The organism is Nocardia sp. MDA0666, from assembly GCF_003023875.1.
Taxonomy (GTDB): domain Bacteria; phylum Actinomycetota; class Actinomycetes; order Mycobacteriales; family Mycobacteriaceae; genus Nocardia; species Nocardia aobensis.
This window is the reverse complement of record NZ_PYHT01000017.1, coordinates 124,668-145,658: the sequence shown is the minus strand read 5'-3', so window position 1 is coordinate 145,658 and position 20,991 is coordinate 124,668. Positions and strand designations below refer to the sequence as shown.

The following is a 20,991-nucleotide window of genomic DNA, read 5'->3' as shown; positions in this document are numbered from 1 at the left end:
GCCTGGTCCGCTCATCCCGCGACTCGCACTGTCGTCGTCGTACCCCAGATCGCCAGGCTGAGGAAGAAGTCGAGGATGTTCACCAGCACGATCGACGCACGCACCGCGCGTCCCACGGCCACACCGACGCCGGCCGGACCGCCGGTGGCGTTGAAGCCGTAATAGCAATGGATCAGGATGATCACGAAGGCGAACACCAGCACCTTCACGAACGAATACAGCACGTCCTCGGGTGGCAGGAACAGACCGAAATAATGGTCGTACGATCCCGTGGATTGCCCGTTGAACCACACGCTGATCTGCCTGGACGCGATGAACGTGCCGAGCAGGCCGACGATGTAGAGCGGAATCACCGCCACGAATCCCGCGATGACACGCGTGGTCACCAGGAACGGCACGCCGGGTACCGCCATCACCTCGAGCGCGTCGATTTCCTCGGAAATTCGCATCGCACCCAATTGCGCGGTGAAACCACAGCCGACCGTCGCCGACAATGCCAATGCCGCGACCAGCGGCGCCAATTCGCGAGTATTGATGTAGCCGGTCAGAAAGCCGGTGAGCACCGAACTGCCGAGGGCGTCGAGAGCTTTGAAACCCTGCAGGCCGACGACGACACCGACCGAGGCCGACATCATCACCACGACGCCGATGGTGCCGCCGATGACCGCGAGTGCACCCGAACCGAAGGTCACCTCGGCCAGCAGCCGCATGACCTCCTTGCGGTAATGCACGACGGTGCGCGGAATCCAGGCGATCGCCTTGGAATAGAACGACATCTGATCGCCGGCGCGATCGATGACATTCACCGGCGACTTGAGCGCAGCACCTACTCGGCGCATCCGCCTCGAAAAGATCGGAGAACGCTGGGAAACAACCATCGTCACGAACCCTTGGCCGGGACGACCTGCAGGTACACCAACGTCAGAAGCAGATTGACGAAGAAGAGCACCAGGAAGGTGATCACCACGGATTGATTCACCGCGTCACCAACACCTTTCGGTCCCCCCTTGGGATTCAAACCTTTGTATGCGGCGATCACGCCCGCGAGCAATCCGAAGATCAGAGCCTTGAATTCACCGATCCAGAGGTCCGGGAGTTGCGCCAGCGCGGAGAACGACGCCAGGTAGGCGCCGGGAGTTCCGCCCTGCAGCAACACATTGAAGAAATATCCACCGCAGATGCCGACCACCGAAACCAGGCCGTTGAGCAACAGCGCCACCAGCATCATGCCGAGGACGCGCGGCACGACGAGACGCTGCACCGGATCGATGCCGAGCACCTCCATCGCGTCGATCTCTTCGCGGATGGTGCGGGAGCCGAGGTCGGCAGCCACGGCCGAACCCGCGGCACCGGCGATGATCAGCGCGGTGACGACGGGAGCGGCCTGCTGCACAGTTGCCAGCACACTGGTTGCGCCGGTGAACGATTCAGCACCGAGCTGCTTGATAAGTGAACCGGTCTGCAATGCCACAACGGCGCCGAACGGGATTGCCACCAGTGCGGCGGGCAGGATCGAGACGCTCGCGATGAACCACGACTGCTCGATGAACTCGCGCCATTGGAAAGGCCGGCGCAGGGTGTTGCGTGCCACGGAAATGAGCAGTGCAAATATATTGCCGGCCTGCGCAAATCCCGACTCGACCGGAGTGCGCAGCCGTGCCAGGGGTTGATTCACGGTTGCGTATGTTACCCGTTGGTTGTGTCGTGTCGCACGGTGGTGTCGTACGTGCCGCCCTGATATTGCGGAGCGTTACCCGTATACGCCGGAAGGACTTGTGTATCGCCGTTCTCTTCCATCGACTCGCGGATCGCCACCTGCGCCTGGTGCGGCAGGGTGTGCATGATCTCGAGCACGCGGCGGCGACGACGTTCCACGGCCTGGCGCACGGGCATACCCGGGGTGGCCTTCATCTGCGGGATGATGCCCTCGACGTCCTCGGTGCCGTTGTCGTAGTGGCCGGCGTCGGCGAGCGCCTGCTCGCGCGCCATCTGGGCCTCGTCCTTCTCCTCCGACATACCGATCGGGCCGACCATGCGGCCGTTGAGGAACTGCTTGACCACCGGCTCCTCCGAGGTCAGCAGGACCTCGCGCGGGCCGAACATGACAAGCTGGCGGCGGAACAGCATGCCGATGTTGTCGGGCACGCTACGAGCCAGGTTGATGTTGTGGGTAACGATCAGAATCGTGGCGTCGATCTGCGCGTTGATGTCGATCAGCAGCTGCGACAGATAGGTCGTACGCACCGGGTCCAGACCGGAGTCGGGCTCGTCGACGAGGATGATCTGCGGGTCCAGCACCAGCGCGCGGGCCAGGCCGGCACGCTTGCGCATACCACCGGAGATCTCGCCGGGCAGTTTGCCTTCGGCGCCAAGCAGACCCGTCAGCTCGAGCTTCTCCATCACGATCTGCTTGATCTCGGATTCGCTCTTCTTGGTGTGCTCGCGCAGCGGGAAGGCCACGTTGTCGAACAGGTTCATCGAACCGAACAGCGCGCCGTCCTGGAACAGAACGCCGAACAACTTGCGGATCTCGTAGAGCTCCTTGTTGGAGCAGGTGGTGATGTCGGTGCCGTCGATGTAGATCGAGCCACGCTCGGGGCGCAGCAGACCGATCAACGACTTCAAGAACACCGATTTACCGGTACCGGAGGGGCCGAGCAAGGCGCTGACTTCCCCCGTGGGCAGGGTCAGAGTGACATCCTGCCAAATCCGCTGGGACCCGAAAGATTTCGTAACACCTTCGGTCCTGACCTCGACGCCCACGTCGACCTCCATATTTCTTCTGACGAGCGCCCACGGCCGCGTCACCGTATTTCAGCGCGGTGTGACGCGTCACACTGGGGTGCGGCCACTGTATCGCATGCCGCTGGTGCAGGACACCCTACCTGACTGGTGGGTAGAAATGTCGGCGGTAATGAGCCGGTCGCGACAGTTCACAACATTCACCACGAATATGCGAAAAGGGCGGCCCCGCAACGGGACCGCCCTTTTCCGGACTCGATTGCCGCAATTACTTGACGGAAACCTTCGCGCCGGCCTCTTCCAGCTTGGCCTTGGCGGCGTCGGCGGCGTCCTTGGCGACCTTCTCCAGGATCGGCTTCGGGGCACCCTCGACCAGGTCCTTGGCTTCCTTCAGGCCCAGGCCGGAGACGATCTCACGCACGACCTTGATGACCTGGATCTTCTTGTCGCCGGCACCCTCGAGGATGACGTCGAACTCGTCCTGCTCCTCGGCGGCCTCGGCCGGAGCAGCGGCGCCACCGACAGCGGCGACGGCGACCGGAGCGGCGGCGGTGACCTCGAACTTCTCCTCGAACTTCTTGACGAAGTCCGAGAGCTCCAGCAGGGTCATGTTGCCGATGGTCTCGAGCAGCTCGTCCACGTTGGCCATGGTGTTTCCTTTCGGTTCATCCCGCATCGGCGGGAAAAGAGTATGGGGGTTTGTCGACTTGTCCGGGTCGGCTTATTCGGCGTCGGCGGCCGGGGCCGCTTCGGCACCGCCCGCGGCGCGCTGCTTGTCCTCGAGCGCGGCGAACAGGCGAACCACCTGGCCGGCCGGCGCGGCGAACAGGCCGGCCGCCTTGGTCAGGTTGCCCTTCATGGCGCCGGCCAGCTTGGCCAGCAGCACCTCGCGCGACTCCAGGTCGGCGATGCGCTCGACCTCGGAGACCGACAGCGCGGCGCCGTCCATGTAGCCGCCCTTGATGACCAGCGCCTTGTTGTCCTTGGCGAAGGTCTTGAGGGCCTTGGCGGCGTCGACCGGCTCACCGGTGATGAAGGTGATCGCGGTCGGACCGACGAACAAGTCATCCAGGCCTTCGACGCCCGCCTCGGCGGCCGCACGCTTGACCAGGGTGTTCTTGGCGACGGAGTAGGTGGCATTGCTGCCCAGCGCACGACGCAGCTGGGTGAGGTTGCCGACCGACAGACCACGGTATTCCGTGATCACAGTGGCCGTAGCGCTCTTGAACTGCTCGGTGATCTCCGCGACCGCGGTGACCTTCTCTGGTTTCGCCATACTTCGCCTCCTCTCTGGATGGTCGGTTCTGCGATGAACTACCGACTCGCGGAGGCTGGGCCCGGGGAGGCTACGTCGACCCGGCGACAAAGCAAACGCCCCGGACGCAGAGTGGTCCCGGGGCGCACAAGAAACTCGACATGAGCACGCGGCTCACATGTCGTCCCTCACCTCGGCTCTCCCTGCGTGGGCCGCCGGCAATATCGCCGGACCTTCGACTGCCTGACGGCAGCAACCAACGGTCTTCGGTAGAACGATTGGGGGTGATCACCGAACTGGTCGGCAACCGTCTAAAAGAATAGCGGACCAGCAGCTAGAAGCCAAAACGAGGCCTACATCTACGAGATTGCTCACCTTGGTGGGTCTCGGCCCGCCTCGATTGTGGAGCGACGGAGGGAGGGAGCGCAGCGACTGACCGGAGGAGTGAAAAATCGAGGCGGGCCGAGAACCCGCCGGAGCGAAGCGGAGGCCAAATAACAAGGGCCGGTAGGAAACTCCTACCGGCCCTCGTCGAAAGCTAGCTACGCCTTACGCGTCCTCTTCGGTGAGGTTGCGGGTGCGGTTCGGGTCCACCGGGATGCCCGGTCCGGTGTTCGTCGAAATCGTCACCTTCTTGACGTAGCGGCCCTTCGCGGTCGACGGCTTCACACGCAGGATCTCCTCCAGCGCGGCGCCGTAGTTCTCGACCAGCTTCTTCTCGTCGAAGGAGGCCTTGCCGATCACGAAGTGCAGGTTGGCCTGCTTGTCGACGCGGAAGTTGATCTTGCCGCCCTTGATCTCGTTGACTGCCTTGGTCACATCGGTGGTGACCGTGCCCGTCTTCGGGTTCGGCATCAGGCCGCGGGGGCCCAGCACACGCGCGATGCGACCGACCTTGGCCATCTGGTCCGGGGTGGCGATCGCGGCGTCGAAGTCCAGCCAGCCGCCCTGGATGCGCTCGATCAGATCCTCGGCGCCGACAGCGTCCGCACCGGCGGCCTCGGCCTCGGCGGCCTTCTCGCCGGCCGCGAACACGATGACGCGCGCGGTCTTACCGGTGCCGTGCGGCAGGTTGACGGTGCCGCGGACCATCTGGTCGGCCTTGCGCGGGTCGACGCCCAGACGAACGGCGACCTCGACGGTCGCGTCGGTCTTCGTGGTCGAGGTCTCCTTCGCCAGCCGGGTGGCCGACAGCGGAGAGTAGAGCTGGTCGCGGTCCACCTTGGCGGCCGCCTCGAGATAAGCCTTGCTTCGTTTTGCCATGATTCTCTGTCCTGTTCGTAAGTCAGAAGTGGTTGTCGGGACTGGCCGTCCCTCCCACGCACATCACGCCGTTCACCGGCGGAGACGGGACCGTCAGTCGGCGACGGTGATACCCATCGAGCGAGCGGTACCCGCGATGATCTTGGCCGCCTGATCGATGTCGTTGGCGTTCAGATCTTCCTGCTTGGTCTTGGCGATCTCCCGGACCTGATCCATGGTGACCGTGGCGACCTTGTTGCGGTGCGGCTCGGGGGAGCCCTTCTGCACACCGGCGGCCTTGAGCAGCAGCTTGGCGGCGGGCGGAGTCTTCAGCTTGAAGTCGAACGAGCGGTCTTCGTAGACCGTGATCTCGACCGGGATGACGTTGCCACGCTGCGACTCGGTCGCCGCGTTGTACGCCTTGCAGAACTCCATGATGTTGACGCCGTGCTGACCCAGCGCGGGGCCGACCGGCGGAGCCGGGTTGGCCGCACCAGCCTGGATCTGGAGCTTGATGAGCCCGGCGACCTTCTTCTTCTTGGGGGGCATCTTTCTTTCCTTGGTTTAGGTTCCTTACGGACTTCCGTAAGCCTGTCCCGGGGCGCGAACCCCGGAAATCTCAGATCTTCGCGACCTGCGTGAACGCGAGTTCGACCGGGGTCTCGCGACCGAAGATCGACACCAGCACCTTCAGCTTCTGCTGTTCGGCGTTGACCTCGGAGATGCTGGCCGGCAGCGTCGCGAACGGGCCGTCCATCACGGTGACCGATTCGCCGACCTCGAAGTCGACCTCGATGGCCGGCTTGGCCGCGGCCTCGGTGACGGTCTCCGACGTGGACGCGGCGGTGCCCGCCGCGGCGGCAGCCGGCTTCTTCTGCTGCTGCTCGGCCGGGACCAGGAACTTCACCACGTCGTTGATCGTCAGCGGCGACGGACGGGAGGTGGCGCCGACGAATCCGGTGACGCCGGGGGTGTTGCGGACCGCGCCCCACGACTCGTCGTTGAGATCCATCCGGACCAGGATGTAGCCGGGCAGCACCTTGCGCTGCACGTTCTTGCGCTGGCCGTTCTTGATCTCGGTGACCTGCTCGGTCGGCACCTCGACCTGGAAGATGTAGTCCTCGAGGCCCAGGTTCTGCACGCGGGTCTCGAGGTTGGTCTTCACCTTGTTCTCGTAACCGGCGTAGGAGTGGATGACGTACCAGTCACCGGGGGCGCGACGCAGCGCGGCCCTCATCTCGGCGACGGGGTCGGCGGGCTCTTCCGGTGCCGCGGGCTCCGCGGCTGCGTCGGTCTCGTCGGTGTCGGTGGTGTCACCCTCGACTTCGCCGGAGGACGCCTCGGTACCGTCCGAGACGGTCGCCTCGTCGACGGCCGTCTCCGCCGCCTCGTCGTCGACCGGGAACTCGTCGGTTGTGCCGTTCTCCGGGGTGCTCACTGGGCACTCGCTTCCTGTGTCGTCACGTACATCCACTACGCCGGAGGTGAATCCGGCTTATGGTTTCCGTCCTGCTCGGCGGACGGCTGGCAGCGCCCGTGGGTCGCTCCGCAGGCTCCGCTCCTGACGCACCGGTCAGCTAGCCGAACAGCCAGTTGACACCCTTGATGAACGCCAGGTCCAACCCGCTGATGAACGCGACCATGAAGATCACGAACACCAGGACAACGCTCGTATAGGTGACCATCTGCTTGCGGTTGGGCCAGATCACCTTGCGCAGTTCCGCGACGACTTCCCGCAGGAACTTCACCAGGCGCTTGAAGGGATTGCCCCGACCGCGTTCGGCGGTCTTCTTACCCGCCGACTTGGACGCCTTGCGCGATGCCGAATCCGAGCTGCCACCACGGTCGATCGTGGCGACGGAGCCGGTGTCCGAGGAGGATCCGGTGCGAGCCCGGCGAGTCGACCGCTTACCACTCGGCCGGCTGACCGCAGCGGTGTCTTCGTCATCGGCGGCATGCGCGCCGTGGCGAATGTCCCGCTCGTCGCTCACGTGAACCCTCTCTCGTCGCTGGCATCCAGTGCAGGGGCGACAGGACTTGAACCTGCAACCTGCGGTTTTGGAGACCGCTGCTCTGCCAATTGAGCTACGCCCCTTCGGCTGGAATCGCAATGTCATCCAGCACGGTGCTTATTCAGTTGTGCCAACCCGGGGCCACACAACACGCGCGCCGCTCCGCCGGTGTGCCGGCCCCGGCGGTCACCCGCCCGGAACCAGCCCCTCAGAGCAGCGCGCAGTGGCTGGCGACCCCAGAAATCCGAGTGTACGTTACCGCCCCGGCGGATAGCCAATCGGGCCGTCGGCCACCGCGAAGCGGCTTGCCGGCCCGCCGACCATCATGCCAGCTGCACCGTCGCGGTCGCACGTCCGAAGATTTTCCGGCCGCCGGATTTGGCGACGATCGCGATCACGGCGGTGCGGTTCTCCGGGTCCACCGACTTCACCTTGCCGGTGTATTCGACCTCGGCCGGGTGGTCGCCGGCCACGTAGACCGGGCTGGTGAAGCGCACGTTGTATTCCTTCACCGCGCCCGGATCACCGAGCCAGGAGGTGACGAATCCGCCGCCCAGGCCCATGGTCAGCATGCCGTGCGCGACGACGTTGTCCAGGCCGGCGAGCGCGACGACCTCGTCGCTCCAGTGGATCGGGTTCGCGTCACCGGAGACGCCCGCGTAGTTCACCAGATCGCCGCGGGTGAGCCGGACGGTGCGGGCCGGCAGTTCGTCGCCGACGGCCACGCTGTCGAACGAGCGCGTGTGCTTGCTGACCGTGACCTCGGGAACGGTGGTCACCGGCACCGGGGGCGCCGTGATGGGCGGCTCGGCGGTCGGGCGGTCGGGCGCCTCCGCCATGCCGTGCATGAGGATGTTGCGGACCGCGTCGGCGATATTGGGATCGACGTCACCGCCGCTGCGGCCGACCAGGGTGGTGTACGTGGTGAGCACCAGTTCGTCGTTCTGCGCCGTGACGATGTTCTTGGTGACGATGATGTCGCCGCCGAAGGCCTGCCGGAACGAGTGCAGGTAGACGTCGCAGGTGAGCTGGTCGCCGACCCGGATCGGGCGGTGGAATTCCAGGATTTGGTCGGTCTGCATGATCTGGCTCAGGTCGTAACCCGTGACGACCTGTTCGAACAGCTTGCGCTGGGCCAGGATGCCGACCAGGGAGATGAACGTCACCGGTGCGACCAGTCCGTCGTGGCCGTAGTCGCGGGCAACGCTCTCGTCCCAGTGCACGGGGTGATAGTCCTGCACCGCGCGTGCGTATTCGCGCACCTTCTCGCGGCCGACCTCGTAGTAGTCGTCGACCCGGTAGTGGTGTCCCACCATGGCGGCGGCGTGGGCCGACGGGTCGAACGGTGCGCTGTCGGCGTTCTGCGCGGCCACGGCATCGGTTCCGGTGTTGATTGTCACGGAGAGTTGAGTCCCTATCTGACTCCGCTACCGGGAGTCTGCGGAGCGTGAAACTACCGCAAGTACAGCAAATGCCGGAGCGGGTCGGGAAACCTGCTCCGGCATGAGGTGCTGCATGGGTCGGCGCGGTCCACGAATATCCGGGAAGGTCATCGACAGACCTCCCTGGATCCGGGCGCCGACTTCGCGCGCGGCAGCGTGCACGCGATGAGATCTAGCGAGATTCGCGGTGCGCCCGGTGGGTGCCGCAGTTCGGGCAGAACTTCTTCAGCTCCAGACGATCCGGGTCGTTGCGCCGGTTCTTCTTGGTGATGTAGTTGCGATGCTTGCACTGCTCGCAGGCCAAGGTGATCTTTGGCCGGACATCGGTGGACTTCGCGGCCACGATATGCCTTCTTTCGGGTCAACCTGACGGGGTATCAGTTTTGTAGCGATGGCCGGACTTGAACCGGCGACACAACGATTATGAGTCGTTTGCTCTACCGACTGAGCTACACCGCCATAAAGTCGGTTTGCCATGGCGCCCGGCCTCGGACATGCCGTCGGTCACCACCGGCAATCCGGCGAGCCCCCTAACGGAATCGAACCGTTGACCTTTTCCTTACCATGGAAACGCTCTGCCGACTGAGCTAAGGGGGCATGGCTTCGTTCGCTCCGAACTCGAATCCTCGAACCCGGGGCGCTGAAGCCTTGAACGAGGTTACACACTCCCCAGCGAAGTTACCAAACCCGCAGTTCAGAGAGGAATTTCAGAGCTATCTCGTCGAGGCCGGGGCGAAGCCCCTCCGGCGGGGGGTGTGCGGGCCGGGCGCCCACAGATCACCCTCGAACAAGAAGAGGGCCCTCCCCGTTTAGGGAGGGCCCTGAGAGGGTGGCGGATGAAGGATTCGAACCTCCGAAGCTTGCGCGGCTGATTTACAGTCAGCTCCCTTTGGCCACTCGGGCAATCCGCCTTTCGCACTGTTGCCAGCGCGCAGAGCAGAATACAACGACCAGGGCGCTCGGATGCAAACCGGCTGGCCAGCGGGGGTGCCGTGACCGATGCGGGGCGGCCGGGGTAGAAAGTTCCCTACCGGAGTTCCGGGTGAAATGTGAGCCGTCAGACAGGAGCGCAGCGTGGCCGATTCGTCATTCGATGTCGTCAGCAAGGTCGACCGGCAGGAGGTCGACAACGCCCTCAACCAGGCGGCCAAGGAGCTCAACACCCGCTACGACTTCCGCGGCACGGGTGCGAGCATCGACTGGTCGGGTGAGGAGGAGATCGTGCTGTCGGCCGAATCCGAGGAACGGGTGAAGGCCGCGCTGGAGGTGTTCAAGGAGAAGCTGATTCGCCGCGACATCTCACTGAAGGCCTTCGACGCGGGTGAGCCGGCCGCCTCGGGCAAGACCTACAAGATCACCGGCACCCTGGTGCAGGGCATCTCCCCGGAGAACGCGAAGAAGATCGCCAAGAAGATCCGCGACGAAGGCCCCAAGGGCGTGAAGGCGCAGATCCAGGGCGACGAACTGCGGGTCAGCGGCAAGAAGCGCGACGACCTGCAGGCCGTCATCGCGCTGCTGAAGGGCACGGACCTCGACGTGGCCCTGCAGTTCGTCAACTACCGCTAGTAGCTGCGGGGCCCGCCCGCCATGTGCTCGAGGCGCTGGATGCGCTCGCCCATCGGCGGGTGGGTGGAGAACCAGCGCGCCATCTTGTCGCCGGCCCGGAAGGGGTTGGCGATCATCAGGTGCGACTGCGCGGTCAGCTGCGGCTCGGGCGGCAGCGGCGCGGCCTGGGTGCCGCGTTCGAGTTTGCGCAGCGCCGAGGCCAGGGCCAGCGGGTCGCCGGTGAGTTCGGCGCCGTCCTGATCGGCCTGGTATTCGCGGGAGCGGGAGACGGCGAGTTTGATCAGGGTGGCGGCGATCGGGCCGAGCAGGGAGACCAGCAGCACGCCGAGGATGTTCGGGCCTTCGCCGTCGCGGCTGCCGCCGCCGAACATGCTCGCGAAGAAGGCCAGGTTGGCCAGGCCCGAGATGACCGCGGCGAGCGCGCCGGCGACCGAGGAGATCAGGATGTCGCGGTTGTAGACGTGCGACAGTTCGTGGCCGAGCACCGCGCGCAGCTCCCGTTCGTCCAGGATCTGCAGGATGCCGCTGGTACAGCACACCGCCGCGTGACGCGGGTTGCGACCGGTGGCGAACGCGTTGGGCGCGTTCGTCGGGCTGATGTACAGCCGCGGCATGGGCTGGCGCGCGGCGGTGGCCAGCTCACGCACGATCTTGTACATCACGGGCGCTTCGAGTTCGGATACCGGCTGCGCGTGCATGGCCCGCAGGGCCAGCTTGTCGCTGCTGAAGTAGGCGTAGGCGTTCATGCCCACGGCCAGCAGGATGGCGATGATCAGAATCGTGGGGCTGCGGAACATCGCGCCTGCGAACACGATCAGTGCCGACAGGCCGACCATCAGCCCGAAGGTCTTCAAACCGTTCGCGTAACCATGCATGTCGGATCAACGATCGGCGGGGAACTCGGGTTCCGCTCGGATACGGGCGCTCGGCGTTTGCGTCATCGATCACAGCGCTGCGATATCGATCACAGCAGCGCGAATACCGAACTCTGAGCCTGTCCGCCGTGCGGCGGCGGACAGGCTCAGCCGACTCGCTCGATGGTGTATCGGACCAGGCGCTCCAGCGCGTCGTTGGCCGGGCCCTGCGGCAGGGCGGAGAGTTCGGCATGCGCGATATCGGCGTAGCCCTGCAACTTCTGCTTGGCCAGCACCATGCCGCGCGAGCGGGACAGCAGCTCCAGCGCCTCGGCGACCTCCTCGTCGGATTCCAGCGGCCGGGCCAGCAACGTGCGCAGCCGGTCCCCCTCGGCGCCCTCGTCGCGCAGCGCGTACAGCACCGGCAGGGTGTGCACACCCTCGCGCAGGTCGGTGCCGGGCGTCTTACCGGACTGCTCGGACACCGAGGAGATGTCGATGATGTCGTCGGAGATCTGGAAGGCGGTGCCGACCGCGTCGCCCAGGCGAGCCAGCCGTTCCACGTCGTCGAGGCTCGCGCCGGAGAAGGTACCGCCGAAGCGCCCCGATGCGGCGATCAGCGAACCGGTCTTCTCCCACACCACCCGCAGATAGTGTTCGACCGGATCCTGAGATTTCTTGGCGCCCAAGGTTTCCCGCATCTGACCGGTGACCAGTTCGGCGAAGGTCTCGGCGATGATGCGCACCGCGTCCGGGCCCAGGGTGGACACCAGCCGGGAGGCGTGGGCGAACAGATAATCGCCGGAGAGGATGGCGATGCTGTTGCCCCACCGGGAGTTCACGCTGGGGGCGCCGCGGCGCATCGACGCCTCGTCCATCACGTCGTCGTGGTAAAGCGTGGCCAGGTGCACCAGTTCGACCACGGTGCCGGCGGTGATCAGATCGGGGTCGGTCGGGCGCGGACCGAGCTGACCGGTGAGGATGGTGAACAGCGGCCGGAACCGCTTACCGCCGGCGCGCGCCAGGTGTAGCGCGGCTTCCAGCAGGAAGTCCTCCCCGTCGGAGAGCTCGCTGACCAGCAGCTTCTCCACCTCGTCGAGCCCGTTGCGCACGGTCGCCGCGAGCTCGGGATCGCCGAGATCGACCCCGGCAACCACGGTGCTTTCATCGCTCACAGCCGATGCACTCATGTCTTCTCCCAATGCCGCGTCCGTCCCCACACCGAAGAACCTAGCGTGTTGCCCCTCCAGCGCCCATGAACACCTGTGTGTGATTGGCCTCCGCTTCGCTGTGTCATTGGCCTCCGCTTCGCTCCGGCGGGGTTTCGGCCCCCTGGGCCTCGATTTTTCCCTCCTCCGCTCCTCCGCTTCGCTCCCCCGCTCCGTCAGTCCAAAATCGAGGCGGGCCGAAACCGCTTTTCGAGCACCATCCTCGAAACGCATACCCGGAGTGCGGCGTGACTACCGACCGAATCGTTTCGGGTAGCGCAACATGCTCGGCGGCGTACCGAGCGGCTCGGCACACCCGCCCGAGCGAAGCGGGAGCTGCACCTCTGCCACTATTGGGCTTATGGGTTCAGCTCAGGACGGCGGTTCGACGGCACCGGAGCGTGAGGGCGGCGCGGTCTTGCCCGAGCACGTCGAGGTGCTGGTGGTGGGCGCGGGCCCGGCCGGGTCGGCGGCGGCGGCCTGGGCGGCGCGGGCGGGGCGCGAGGTATTGCTCACCGATGCCGCGGTGTTTCCCCGGGACAAGACCTGCGGCGACGGATTGACCCCGCGCGCCACCGCGGAGCTGGAGGCGCTGGGGCTGGGCGAATGGCTGCGCGCGCATACCGTCAACCGAGGTCTGCGGATGGCCGGATTCGGCCGGGAGGCGCTGCTGCCCTGGCCGGGCGGGTCCTTCCCCACCTACGGAAGTGCTGTTCCCCGAACCGAACTCGACGACAAGCTGCGTGAGACCGCGGTCAAGTGGGGTGCGCGCATGGTCGACGGGGTGCGGGTGGTCGCGGTGGCGCGCGCGGACGATCGGATCACCGGGGTCACCGTGCAGACCGAAGCGGGCTCGCAGGACATTCGCTGCGACATCCTCATCGTCGCCGACGGGGTGCGTTCGCCGGTCGGAAAGTTGCTGGGCCGCGTCTGGCATCGCCGCTTCGCCTACGGTGTGGCCGCCCGCGCCTACATCCGCTCCGCCCGCAGCGACGACGAATGGATCACCTCGCATCTGGAATTGCGCGATGCCGAGGGCGGTCTGGTCCCCGGCTACGGCTGGGTGTTCCCCCTGGGCAACGGCGAGGTCAACATCGGTGTGGGCTCCCTGGCCACCGAACGCCGGCCCTCGCATATCGCATTGAAACCCCTTCTGCAGCATTATGTTTCGCAGCGCCGGCCGGAATGGCAGTTCGAGGGCGAGGTGCGGGCCGTCGCCTCGGCGCTGCTGCCGATGGGCGGGGCGGTGTCGAATATCGCGGGCCGCAACTGGGTGCTGGTGGGCGATGCCGCCGGATGTGTGAATCCGCTCAACGGCGAGGGCATCGACTACGGGCTCGAGGGCGGTCACCTGCTGTCCGGACTGCTGGATGAACCGGATCTGACCACGGTGTGGCCGGATCTGCTGCGGGCCCGCTACGGGCGCACCTTCTCGGTGGCCCGCCGGATCGCGGCGCTGGCCACCCATCCGCGGATGGTCCCGACCGGCGGGCCGCCGGTGATGCGTTCGGCGCTGCTACAGCGCACGGCCGTGCGGGTGATGGGCAATCTCGTCGACGAGGAGGATGCCGACCTCACCGCCCGGGCCTGGCGGGCGGCGGGCCGGGCATCGCTGCGTTTCGACGATCCGGCGCCGTTCAGCTGAGCGATGCGGGGCGCCGAGGGCCGGACAGGAGGCAGCGTGGACAACCGCAGCGGGCCACGTCCGCGCCGCGATCGCACACCCTCGGTGCCGGAGGATCTGCTTCCGCACCTGCGCCGGGCACGGGATCTGGTCGATCGTGAATACGCCCGCCCGCTCGACGTGGACGAACTGGCCGCGACCGCTGGAGTCTCGAAATATCATTTCCTGCGCTGCTTCGCCGCCACCTACGGCCGCACCCCCGCCCTGTATCTGGCCGAGCGGCGCATCGAACGCGCACAGGACCTGTTGCGCGCCACCAACATCACCGTGACCGAGGCGTGCATGCTGGTCGGGTACACGAGCCTGGGCTCGTTCAGCCGCAAGTTCACCGAACTGGTGGGGATGACGCCGTCGGCGTATCAGGCGAAATTCGCGGCGGACGGAGTTCCGCGCATTCCAGGGTGTTACGTGTTCATGCACGGCCTCTCCGACCGGAAACCGCCGCAGGCGGCGCCCGATCCCGGTGGCGCAATTTCGGAGAAGCCGGCGGGCACCGAGGGCTCATAGCCTGAGCTCATGACGACGATCACCAACGTATCGCTGGTCACGGTATATGTGACCGATCAGTCCGCCGCCAAGCAGTGGTACATCGACAAGCTGGGTTTCGTGGAAACCGCCGATATCTCGATGGGCGACAACGGTTTCCGCTGGGTCACCGTTGCTCAACCGGATCATCCCGAACTCGAGGTGACGCTGATGGTTCCGGGTCCGCCGCTCGACGAGACGATGGCCGAGGCGATCCGCCGCTCCCTCGGCAAGGGCACCATGGGCGCGCTGGGATTGCGCACGGGGGACTGCCAGAAGGCCTACGAGGAGCTCACCGCGAAGGGTGTCGAATTCGTGCAGCCGCCCGCGGAACGCCCGTACGGCGTCGAGGCGGTGATGCGCGACAACTCCGGCAATTGGCTCGTCCTGGTCGAACAGCGCGAATTCGACGGTGGCGCGTTCGGTCCGGGGGCGCAGTAGCCGAGCGCGGGACGGGTGCGAGCCCGCGCTGCTCGCACCCACCACTGTCGGCTATGCCCCGGATTCGGTGGCGAAGTACTTCTCGACGAACTTTCGCTCGCTGTTGACCACCCGGTGCTGCAACTGTTCGGCGAGCGGCTCGATGGCCCCGCCGACCAGCGGAACCTTCACCTTCACGCTGCCGGTGACCTCGAGTTCGGAGCCCGTGCCCGCGGCCCGCAGCAGGTACTTGCCGGTCATCTCGGAGGAGATGCCCGAGGAGGTCGCGGAGAACGTGCCAGCGGCGGAGTTCCCCTCCAGCGGGCCCCAGTCGTCGGTGCGTTCGAGCACGAGCTCGGCTTTGAGAACCTTGCGGACGATGGCCGGGATCTTGTCCTGGCGCGCCGTCTCGGTCATGCGCAGATGGATGGTGCCGGGCCCGTTCGGGTGGGCCAGTTCGATGGTCGCGGTCTCGGCGCCCTCGAAGCGGGCGTGCCAGAATTCGTCGCTCGTGAGCGCCCGGTGCAATTCCTCGACCGGGACGGTGTATGACACGGTGAAGCGGAAGTTTCGGGACATGAGCGCACACGCTATCGGAACCATGCAATAGCCTGGTGCGGTGTCGGAAACCACCGAGTCTGCTGCGCGCGAGCACCGAGCCGAAGCCGGTTCCCCTCGCCTTCGCCGGACCCGGATCACCATCGCGGTGGTCGCCGCCGCGGTCAGCGTGCTGGCCGTGCTGCTGGTGCTGGCGGCCTGGCGCGACGATCTGCTGATCAGCTCCGACAAGGGCGTGACCAGCGCGGAGGTGTTGTCGGCGGGCCGGTTGCGGTCCGCGGTCACCTATGTGACGCCGGACGGTGTCACGCACAATCCGAAGGTGGGCGTCCTGTATCCCACCAAACTCACCGCCGGCGAGCGGATCAATGTCGAATACAGCCGCAGCGATCCGGAATTGGTCCGGGTCGCCGGGCGCGACGCCCGGGTCGCGGTCATTCCCGCACTCTCGGTGATCGTGGTGGTGTGGGTGGCGGCGCTGCCGGTGCTGTGGGTGGTGCGCCGCTTGGAGCGCCGTTCGGTGCGCGCCTCCGGGTAGCTGTTCGCCCGAACTTCGCACATCCGTCACATGGGTGTGGTGTCCTGGCGTGCCGCGCATCGCACACTGCAGGTGTGCGTGTAGCGATCGTCTCCGAATCGTTTCTGCCGAATATGAACGGTGTCGTGAACTCCGTGCTGCAGGTCCTGGCCCACCTGGACCGCGGCGGACACGATGCGCTCGTCATCGCCCCGGACACTCCTCGCGGCCAGGCCGCGGCGCCGCGCTCCTACGGCCGCTTTCCGGTGATCCGGGTGCCGGCGGTCATGGTGCCGCGGATCAGCTCGCTGCCGGTCGGCCTGCCGCAACCATTGCTGACCTCGGCGATCGAGGATTTCGATGCCGATGTGGTGCATCTGGCCTCGCCGTTCCTGCTCGGCGCCGGCGGGGCGGCGGCGGCATTGCGGCTGGATCTGCCCGCCGTGGCGGTGTATCAGACCGATGTGGCCGGATTCGCGGCCAGTTACGGGCTGGCGGCCGCGCAGCGGGCGGCGTGGGCCTGGACGCGGCGCATCCACAATCGCGCGGCGCGCACCCTGGCGCCCTCGTCGGCGGCGATGGCGGATCTCGAGCGCCACGGCATCACCCGGGTGCATCGCTGGGCGCGGGGCGTGGACGCGGTGCGGTTCACACCCGGTGCGCGCGACGCCGGCCTGCACGCGCGGTGGGCGGACGGCGACCGGCTGGTGGTCGGCTTCGTCGGCCGGCTGGCGCCGGAGAAACACGTCGAACGTCTCGCCGCGCTGGCCGGCGATCCCGATATCCGCCTGGTCGTGGTCGGCGACGGACCGGAACGGGCGCAGCTGCAGCGCCTGCTGCCGACGGCCGTCTTCACCGGTGAACTCGGCGGCGCCGAGCTGGCGCAGGCCTATGCGAGCCTGGATCTGATGGTCCACCCGGGCGAGCACGAAACCTTCTGCCAGGGCGTGCAGGAGGCGCTGGCCTGCGGCACTCCGGTGATCGGCCCCGACGCCGGCGGCCCCCGCGATCTGATCGCCCACTGCCGCAACGGATATCTGCTGCCCGTCGACCGGTTCGCCGAACTGCTGCCGAGTGCGGTTGCGGCGCTGCGTGATCCGGCTCTTCGAGCTCGATTCGCCGGCGCCGCACGCAAATCGGTGCTGCACCGCACCTGGCCCGCCATCTGCACCGAGCTGATGGGGCATTATCACGAGGTGATCGGCGGCCGGGAAGAACTGCACCGCAGCGCCTGAAAACCGCGCTGTCGCAGGCGGTCCGGCTGCGGTTCAGGCAGCCTCACCGAGCAGACGGTCGACGACCTGCCGGGCCATGCCCACGGCGGCGTCGTCGCCGAGGCGCAGCGCCACGTTGACGGCGTTCAGCACCGCGGCGACCTCGAAGCCCGCCACTTCGGGATCCACGTCGGCGATCTCGCCGGCGGCGACGGCTCGCCGGAATTGCGCTGTCAGGAGGGCGACCCAGGCACGCTGTTGCTCTCGTAGCGCATCGCGGACGGGTCCTGGCCGGCTGTCGAAGATCGGCAGATTCGCGCCCAGGAAGCACCCGCCGGGAAACATCGGGCGCTGGACGTAGTCGATCCACTCGTCGACGAGGGCGCGAAGCCGCGCGACCCCCGCCGGGGCGTCCCGGGCCGGTCGGACGACGGTGTCCAGGAACAGTTCCCGCGCCGCCTCCACGGTCGCGAGTTGCAGCTTCTCCTTGGTCCGGAACAGCGTCTGAATCCCGGCCTTGCTGACGCCGAGATCATCGGCCAGCCGCCCGAAGCTCAACCCGTCGAGTCCGTCCACCGACGCGATCTCGATCGAGCGGCGAGTCACCGCGTGACGCGAACGCGCGCCGCGACGGAGCCGCTGATCGGCACTTTCCGCTGCCGCCTGCTGCTCGGGTACGACCATACGGTCGATCGTATGTCACTCGTACACAGGGAATCGACTGTTGCGGTAAACATACGGTCGACCGTATTCTTTCGAACACATCGGCGAGCGACGGCACCGCCGGTGGTGACGAGAGGGGATGCCTGATGGATGGCGCAACAGCCGAACAGTCCGTGACCGCGGACGAACCCACGCCGGTGCGGCCGGTCCGCGACCGGTCGACGGCGATCGTGTGGATCCTGTGCTCGGCCGCATTCGTGGCGATGCTCGACGTCTTCGTGGTCAACGTGGCCTTCACGAAGATCGGCGAGTCCTACCGGGGATCGTCGCCGGCCGATGTGAGCTGGGTGCTCAACGGCTACGCGATCGTCTATGCGGCCCTGTTGATTCCGGCGGGCCGATTCTCGGATCGATGCGGCCGCAAGACCGGATTCCTCGCGGGCCTCGCCCTGTTCACGGCGGCGAGCGTGGCCTGTGCCGCGGCTCCGGCGCTGTGGGCCCTGGTGGCGTTCCGGCTCGTGCAGGCGGTCGGCGCCGCGGCCCTGACGCCGGCCGGTCTGGGATTGCTGCTCACCGTGCTGCCGGCGGCCCGGGTGCCGGGCGCGGTGAAGATCTGGGCCACGACGAGTTCGTTCGCCGCGGCCTGCGGCCCGGTGGTCGGCGGAGCGCTGGTGGAAATCTCCTGGCGCTGGGTCTTCTTGATCAACCTGCCGGTCGGCGTGGTGACCGGGCTCGCGGCCGCATGGCTGGTGCCGAATCCGCCGCAGCGAACCTCCGCCCGGATGCCCGACCTACTGGGGGTGGCGGTGCTGATCGTGGCGATCGGCGCGCTGTCGCTGGCCCTGGTCGAAAGCGATGCGTGGCCCGGCGGCGCGACCTGGGCGGCCGCGGCCGTGGCGGCGCTCGGCATCGCCGGATTCGTCGTGCGGATGCGGCGGCATCCGGACCCGGTGGTGCCGCCGGATCTGTTCCGGGTGCCGACGTTCGCCTGGGCCAACGCCACCGTGCTGGCGTTCTGCACGGCCTTCGGGGCCTGGTTCCTGAGCATCACGCTGTGGCTCGAGAACGCGGCCCACTTCAGCACGATCCGAACCGGGCTCGCCATCGTCCCCGGCCCGATCATGGTGCCGATCTTCGCCGCCGTCAGCCAGCGACTGATCCGCCGGTTTCCGGCGGGTGTCGTTGTGGCCCTGGGCAATACGCTGTTCGCGGCCGGTGTCCTGCTCGTGCTGTTCACCGCCGACACACCCGTGCGGTACACCACCGCGGTGCTGCCGGGCTGGGTGATCTCCGGTATCGGCATCGGCCTCGCACTGCCCACCATGATCGCCTCGGCCGCCGTCGATCTGCCGCCGGACCGCTCGGCGACCGGCAGCGCCGTGGTCAACACCGCCCGCCAGCTCGGCTACGTCGTGGGCGTCGCGGTACTGATCGCGCTGCTCGGATCGTTCGGCACCACCGACCGGATGGTGACCGCTTTCCGGCACGGCTGGCTGTTCGTCGCGATCGTCGCCCTCGCCGGCGCGGCGACGGCCTTCGGTATCACACCCCGTACCCGTCGATCGAAGCGAAGCGAGTGACCATGTCGACACCCACGACAAAGGCGACGGCCGAGGAGGCCGATCCGCTCTGCCTGTCCGAGACCACCGCGGCCGCATTGCTGTTCGACGCCCCGTGGCGCCGCTTCGGCGTGGCCGGCGACAGCTTGTCGGCCGGAGTCGGCGACCCCACCCCCGGCTACCGGAACGCGGGCTGGTCCGAGCGGCTCGTGCGGATACTGCGGCGCGTGCGCCCGGACATGCGATATCTCGCTACCGCGAAGATCGGGGCCACCACGGCACAGACAACGGCCCACCAACTCGACCGCATCGCGGCGTTCGGTCCGGACCTGCTGCATCTGCCGTGCGGCCCGAACGACATCACGCGGCGCGATCCCGATTTCGACGAGATCGAAACGACGATGCGGCGCATGTACGACGTCGCGGCGAGCACGGGTGCCCTGCTGACGACGTTCACCCTCGGGAGCGCCTATGTCGTACCGGCTGTGCCCGACTGGCCCGAGCGAATTCGCAGCATGAACGACATCACGCGCCGAGTCGCCGCCGGCTACGGGGCGGTCGTGGTCGACATGTGGGAGCACCCGGTCAACGCTCGCGACAACCTGCTCAGTGCGGATCGCATCCACTTCTCGACCTCCGGTCAGGCGGTGCTGGCGACCGAGATGGTCAAACATCTGGCCTACGCACTGTCGAGCCGGAGGAGCGAATAGCGCAGGCGCCCAATCCTCCCCGTGATCGCGCACCGGCCCGCGTCCCTGCCCCGGGCGCCGGGCGCTAGGGTCACTTCCGTGGCGAAGACAGAGTCGTTTCGGGCCTCGTTGGACAAGCAACCGCATGAGGTCGCATCCATGTTCGACGGGGTCGCGAAGCGGTACGACCTGACCAACACGGTGCTCACCGGCGGACAGGACCGCTATTGGCGCTGGGCCACCCGCCGCGCGCTGGCCCTGCGACCCGGGGAGCGGGTGCTGGATCTGGCGGCCGGAACCGGCGTCTCCACCGCGGAATTCGCGAAGTCGGGAGCCTGGTGCCTGGCCCTGGACTTCTCCAAGGGCATGTTGGAGGCGGGGCGGTTCCGCCGGGTTCCGATGGTGAACGGTGACGCCACCGCCCTGCCGTTCGCCGACGATTCCTTCGACGCTGTCGCCATCTCCTACGGCCTGCGCAACGTCTCCGAACCGGACGCGGCCCTGCGCGAAATGCTGCGCGTCACCAAACCGGGCGGACGCCTGGTCGTGGCGGAATTCTCCACCCCGGTCTTCGGGCCGTTCCGCACGATCTACATGGAATACCTGATGAAGGTGCTGCCGAAGGTCGCCGAGGCCGTCAGCAGTAATCCGGACGCCTACGTCTACCTGGCCGAATCGATCCGGGCCTGGCCCAATCAGCGACAACTGGCGATGCGGATCTCCGACGCCGGCTGGTCGTCGGTGCAGTGGCGGAATCTGACCGGCGGCATCGTCGCGCTGCATCGCGGTTACAAACTGGGGTGAAGTAGCTCACCGCGCCCGGCCGGACCGCCGGCGGAAA

General features: G+C 66.9%; 24 protein-coding genes and 4 tRNA genes. 9 read left to right on the top strand and 19 right to left on the bottom strand.

Annotation, left to right across the window (positions count from 1 at the left end):
• Positions 1-11 precede the first annotated feature (11 nt).
• The 15 genes from C8258_RS22765 to C8258_RS22695 all read right to left on the bottom strand — a co-directional run bounded on the left by C8258_RS22765 (position 12) and on the right by C8258_RS22695 (position 9,604).
• Positions 12-839, bottom strand: a complete 828-nt coding sequence (locus C8258_RS22765; protein WP_086006975.1) for an ABC transporter permease — start codon at positions 837-839, stop codon at positions 12-14.
• Positions 840-880: 41 nt separating this feature from the next.
• Positions 881-1,675 carry an ABC transporter permease gene (locus C8258_RS22760; protein WP_051025193.1) on the bottom strand — a complete coding sequence of 265 codons (795 nt, stop codon included), beginning with the start codon at positions 1,673-1,675 and terminating at the stop codon, positions 881-883.
• An 11-nt stretch (positions 1,676-1,686) separates the two neighbouring features.
• Positions 1,687-2,775 (bottom strand): ABC transporter ATP-binding protein, encoded by a 1,089-nt coding sequence (locus tag C8258_RS22755; protein WP_051025194.1) that lies wholly within the window; start codon positions 2,773-2,775, stop codon positions 1,687-1,689.
• 235 nt (positions 2,776-3,010) lie between these two features.
• Positions 3,011-3,391, bottom strand: coding sequence for a 50S ribosomal protein L7/L12 (gene rplL, locus C8258_RS22750; RefSeq protein ID WP_036505922.1), 381 nt, complete (start codon positions 3,389-3,391; stop codon positions 3,011-3,013).
• A gap of 72 nt (positions 3,392-3,463) precedes the next feature.
• Positions 3,464-4,018 (bottom strand): 50S ribosomal protein L10, encoded by a 555-nt coding sequence (gene rplJ / locus C8258_RS22745; protein ID WP_063002261.1) that lies wholly within the window; start codon positions 4,016-4,018, stop codon positions 3,464-3,466.
• 528 nt (positions 4,019-4,546) lie between these two features.
• Complete coding sequence (rplA, locus tag C8258_RS22740) at positions 4,547-5,260, bottom strand: 50S ribosomal protein L1 (protein ID WP_036505880.1); 714 nt, start codon at positions 5,258-5,260, stop codon at positions 4,547-4,549.
• Between the two features lie 93 nt (positions 5,261-5,353).
• Complete coding sequence (gene rplK, locus C8258_RS22735) at positions 5,354-5,788, bottom strand: 50S ribosomal protein L11 (protein ID WP_106956916.1); 435 nt, start codon at positions 5,786-5,788, stop codon at positions 5,354-5,356.
• Between the two features lie 70 nt (positions 5,789-5,858).
• Positions 5,859-6,677, bottom strand: a complete 819-nt coding sequence (gene nusG, locus C8258_RS22730) for a transcription termination/antitermination protein NusG (protein ID WP_106956915.1) — start codon at positions 6,675-6,677, stop codon at positions 5,859-5,861.
• A 139-nt stretch (positions 6,678-6,816) separates the two neighbouring features.
• On the bottom strand, positions 6,817-7,230 hold the full coding sequence (gene secE, locus C8258_RS22725; protein ID WP_106956914.1) for a preprotein translocase subunit SecE: 414 nt from the start codon (positions 7,228-7,230) through the stop codon (positions 6,817-6,819).
• A gap of 31 nt (positions 7,231-7,261) precedes the next feature.
• Positions 7,262-7,334, bottom strand: a tRNA-Trp gene (locus C8258_RS22720).
• A gap of 240 nt (positions 7,335-7,574) precedes the next feature.
• Positions 7,575-8,645 carry a fused (3R)-hydroxyacyl-ACP dehydratase subunits HadA/HadB gene (locus tag C8258_RS22715; protein ID WP_106956943.1) on the bottom strand — a complete coding sequence of 357 codons (1,071 nt, stop codon included), beginning with the start codon at positions 8,643-8,645 and terminating at the stop codon, positions 7,575-7,577.
• A gap of 220 nt (positions 8,646-8,865) precedes the next feature.
• Positions 8,866-9,036: a 50S ribosomal protein L33 gene (gene rpmG / locus C8258_RS22710; RefSeq protein WP_011211653.1), complete on the bottom strand. Its 171-nt coding sequence runs from the start codon at positions 9,034-9,036 to the stop codon at positions 8,866-8,868.
• 43 nt (positions 9,037-9,079) lie between these two features.
• A tRNA-Met gene (locus C8258_RS22705) sits at positions 9,080-9,152 on the bottom strand.
• 65 nt (positions 9,153-9,217) lie between these two features.
• Positions 9,218-9,290: transfer RNA gene (locus C8258_RS22700), tRNA-Thr, on the bottom strand.
• Between the two features lie 233 nt (positions 9,291-9,523).
• Positions 9,524-9,604 (bottom strand) — tRNA-Tyr (locus tag C8258_RS22695).
• 163 nt (positions 9,605-9,767) lie between these two features.
• Between C8258_RS22695 and C8258_RS22690 the strand changes: the two genes are divergently transcribed.
• Complete coding sequence (locus C8258_RS22690; protein ID WP_106956913.1) at positions 9,768-10,259, top strand: YajQ family cyclic di-GMP-binding protein; 492 nt, start codon at positions 9,768-9,770, stop codon at positions 10,257-10,259.
• On the opposite strand, the gene htpX is transcribed toward C8258_RS22690, so the two are convergent.
• Together htpX and C8258_RS22680 are read right to left on the bottom strand one after the other, a co-directional pair.
• Complete coding sequence (htpX, locus tag C8258_RS22685) at positions 10,256-11,134, bottom strand: zinc metalloprotease HtpX (protein ID WP_106956912.1); 879 nt, start codon at positions 11,132-11,134, stop codon at positions 10,256-10,258. The two genes, C8258_RS22690 and htpX, sit on opposite strands and share 4 nt — an antisense overlap.
• Positions 11,135-11,280: 146 nt before the next feature.
• Positions 11,281-12,303, bottom strand: coding sequence for a polyprenyl synthetase family protein (locus tag C8258_RS22680; RefSeq protein WP_106956911.1), 1,023 nt, complete (start codon positions 12,301-12,303; stop codon positions 11,281-11,283).
• A 379-nt stretch (positions 12,304-12,682) separates the two neighbouring features.
• Between C8258_RS22680 and C8258_RS22675 the strand changes: the two genes are divergently transcribed.
• The 3 genes from C8258_RS22675 (at position 12,683) to C8258_RS22665 (ending at position 14,971) form a co-directional block, all read left to right on the top strand.
• Positions 12,683-13,966: a geranylgeranyl reductase family protein gene (locus tag C8258_RS22675; RefSeq protein WP_106956910.1), complete on the top strand. Its 1,284-nt coding sequence runs from the start codon at positions 12,683-12,685 to the stop codon at positions 13,964-13,966.
• An 84-nt stretch (positions 13,967-14,050) separates the two neighbouring features.
• Positions 14,051-14,512, top strand: coding sequence for a helix-turn-helix transcriptional regulator (locus tag C8258_RS22670; protein ID WP_106956942.1), 462 nt, complete (start codon positions 14,051-14,053; stop codon positions 14,510-14,512).
• A 9-nt stretch (positions 14,513-14,521) separates the two neighbouring features.
• Positions 14,522-14,971 carry a VOC family protein gene (locus tag C8258_RS22665; protein ID WP_106956909.1) on the top strand — a complete coding sequence of 150 codons (450 nt, stop codon included), beginning with the start codon at positions 14,522-14,524 and terminating at the stop codon, positions 14,969-14,971.
• 51 nt (positions 14,972-15,022) lie between these two features.
• On the opposite strand, the gene C8258_RS22660 is transcribed toward C8258_RS22665, so the two are convergent.
• Positions 15,023-15,529, bottom strand: a complete 507-nt coding sequence (locus tag C8258_RS22660) for a DUF2505 domain-containing protein (RefSeq protein ID WP_106956908.1) — start codon at positions 15,527-15,529, stop codon at positions 15,023-15,025.
• Between the two features lie 40 nt (positions 15,530-15,569).
• Here C8258_RS22660 and C8258_RS22655 point away from each other — a divergent pair, with 40 nt between their 5' ends.
• Together C8258_RS22655 and C8258_RS22650 are read left to right on the top strand one after the other, a co-directional pair.
• Positions 15,570-16,046 (top strand): DUF3592 domain-containing protein, encoded by a 477-nt coding sequence (locus C8258_RS22655; protein ID WP_233225265.1) that lies wholly within the window; start codon positions 15,570-15,572, stop codon positions 16,044-16,046.
• 74 nt (positions 16,047-16,120) lie between these two features.
• Positions 16,121-17,260: a glycosyltransferase family 1 protein gene (locus C8258_RS22650; RefSeq protein WP_199195813.1), complete on the top strand. Its 1,140-nt coding sequence runs from the start codon at positions 16,121-16,123 to the stop codon at positions 17,258-17,260.
• Positions 17,261-17,293: 33 nt separating this feature from the next.
• Here C8258_RS22650 and C8258_RS22645 read toward each other — a convergent pair whose 3' ends face one another.
• Complete coding sequence (locus tag C8258_RS22645; RefSeq protein WP_106956907.1) at positions 17,294-17,923, bottom strand: TetR/AcrR family transcriptional regulator; 630 nt, start codon at positions 17,921-17,923, stop codon at positions 17,294-17,296.
• A 125-nt stretch (positions 17,924-18,048) separates the two neighbouring features.
• On the opposite strand from C8258_RS22645, the gene C8258_RS22640 reads away from it, so the two are divergent.
• The 3 genes from C8258_RS22640 (at position 18,049) to C8258_RS22630 (ending at position 20,954) form a co-directional block, all read left to right on the top strand.
• Positions 18,049-19,482, top strand: a complete 1,434-nt coding sequence (locus C8258_RS22640; RefSeq protein ID WP_106956906.1) for an MFS transporter — start codon at positions 18,049-18,051, stop codon at positions 19,480-19,482.
• A gap of 2 nt (positions 19,483-19,484) precedes the next feature.
• Positions 19,485-20,171 (top strand): SGNH/GDSL hydrolase family protein, encoded by a 687-nt coding sequence (locus C8258_RS22635; RefSeq protein WP_106956905.1) that lies wholly within the window; start codon positions 19,485-19,487, stop codon positions 20,169-20,171.
• Positions 20,172-20,249: 78 nt separating this feature from the next.
• Positions 20,250-20,954 (top strand): demethylmenaquinone methyltransferase, encoded by a 705-nt coding sequence (locus tag C8258_RS22630; RefSeq protein WP_036505900.1) that lies wholly within the window; start codon positions 20,250-20,252, stop codon positions 20,952-20,954.
• Positions 20,955-20,991 lie beyond the last annotated feature (37 nt).

Coding starts and splice junctions, on each gene's coding strand:
- htpX (WP_106956912.1), bottom strand. CDS start 11,134: ATGCATGGTTACGCGAACGGTTTGAAGACCTTCGGGCTGATGGTCGGC.
- C8258_RS22645 (WP_106956907.1), bottom strand. CDS start 17,923: ATGGTCGTACCCGAGCAGCAGGCGGCAGCGGAAAGTGCCGATCAGCGG.
- rplL (WP_036505922.1), bottom strand. CDS start 3,391: ATGGCCAACGTGGACGAGCTGCTCGAGACCATCGGCAACATGACCCTG.
- C8258_RS22640 (WP_106956906.1), top strand. CDS start 18,049: ATGGATGGCGCAACAGCCGAACAGTCCGTGACCGCGGACGAACCCACG.
- rplA (WP_036505880.1), bottom strand. CDS start 5,260: ATGGCAAAACGAAGCAAGGCTTATCTCGAGGCGGCCGCCAAGGTGGAC.
- C8258_RS22660 (WP_106956908.1), bottom strand. CDS start 15,529: ATGTCCCGAAACTTCCGCTTCACCGTGTCATACACCGTCCCGGTCGAG.
- C8258_RS22635 (WP_106956905.1), top strand. CDS start 19,485: ATGTCGACACCCACGACAAAGGCGACGGCCGAGGAGGCCGATCCGCTC.
- C8258_RS22675 (WP_106956910.1), top strand. CDS start 12,683: ATGGGTTCAGCTCAGGACGGCGGTTCGACGGCACCGGAGCGTGAGGGC.
- C8258_RS22765 (WP_086006975.1), bottom strand. CDS start 839: ATGCGCCGAGTAGGTGCTGCGCTCAAGTCGCCGGTGAATGTCATCGAT.
- rplJ (WP_063002261.1), bottom strand. CDS start 4,018: ATGGCGAAACCAGAGAAGGTCACCGCGGTCGCGGAGATCACCGAGCAG.
- rplK (WP_106956916.1), bottom strand. CDS start 5,788: ATGCCCCCCAAGAAGAAGAAGGTCGCCGGGCTCATCAAGCTCCAGATC.
- C8258_RS22665 (WP_106956909.1), top strand. CDS start 14,522: ATGACGACGATCACCAACGTATCGCTGGTCACGGTATATGTGACCGAT.
- C8258_RS22755 (WP_051025194.1), bottom strand. CDS start 2,775: ATGGAGGTCGACGTGGGCGTCGAGGTCAGGACCGAAGGTGTTACGAAA.
- C8258_RS22680 (WP_106956911.1), bottom strand. CDS start 12,303: ATGAGTGCATCGGCTGTGAGCGATGAAAGCACCGTGGTTGCCGGGGTC.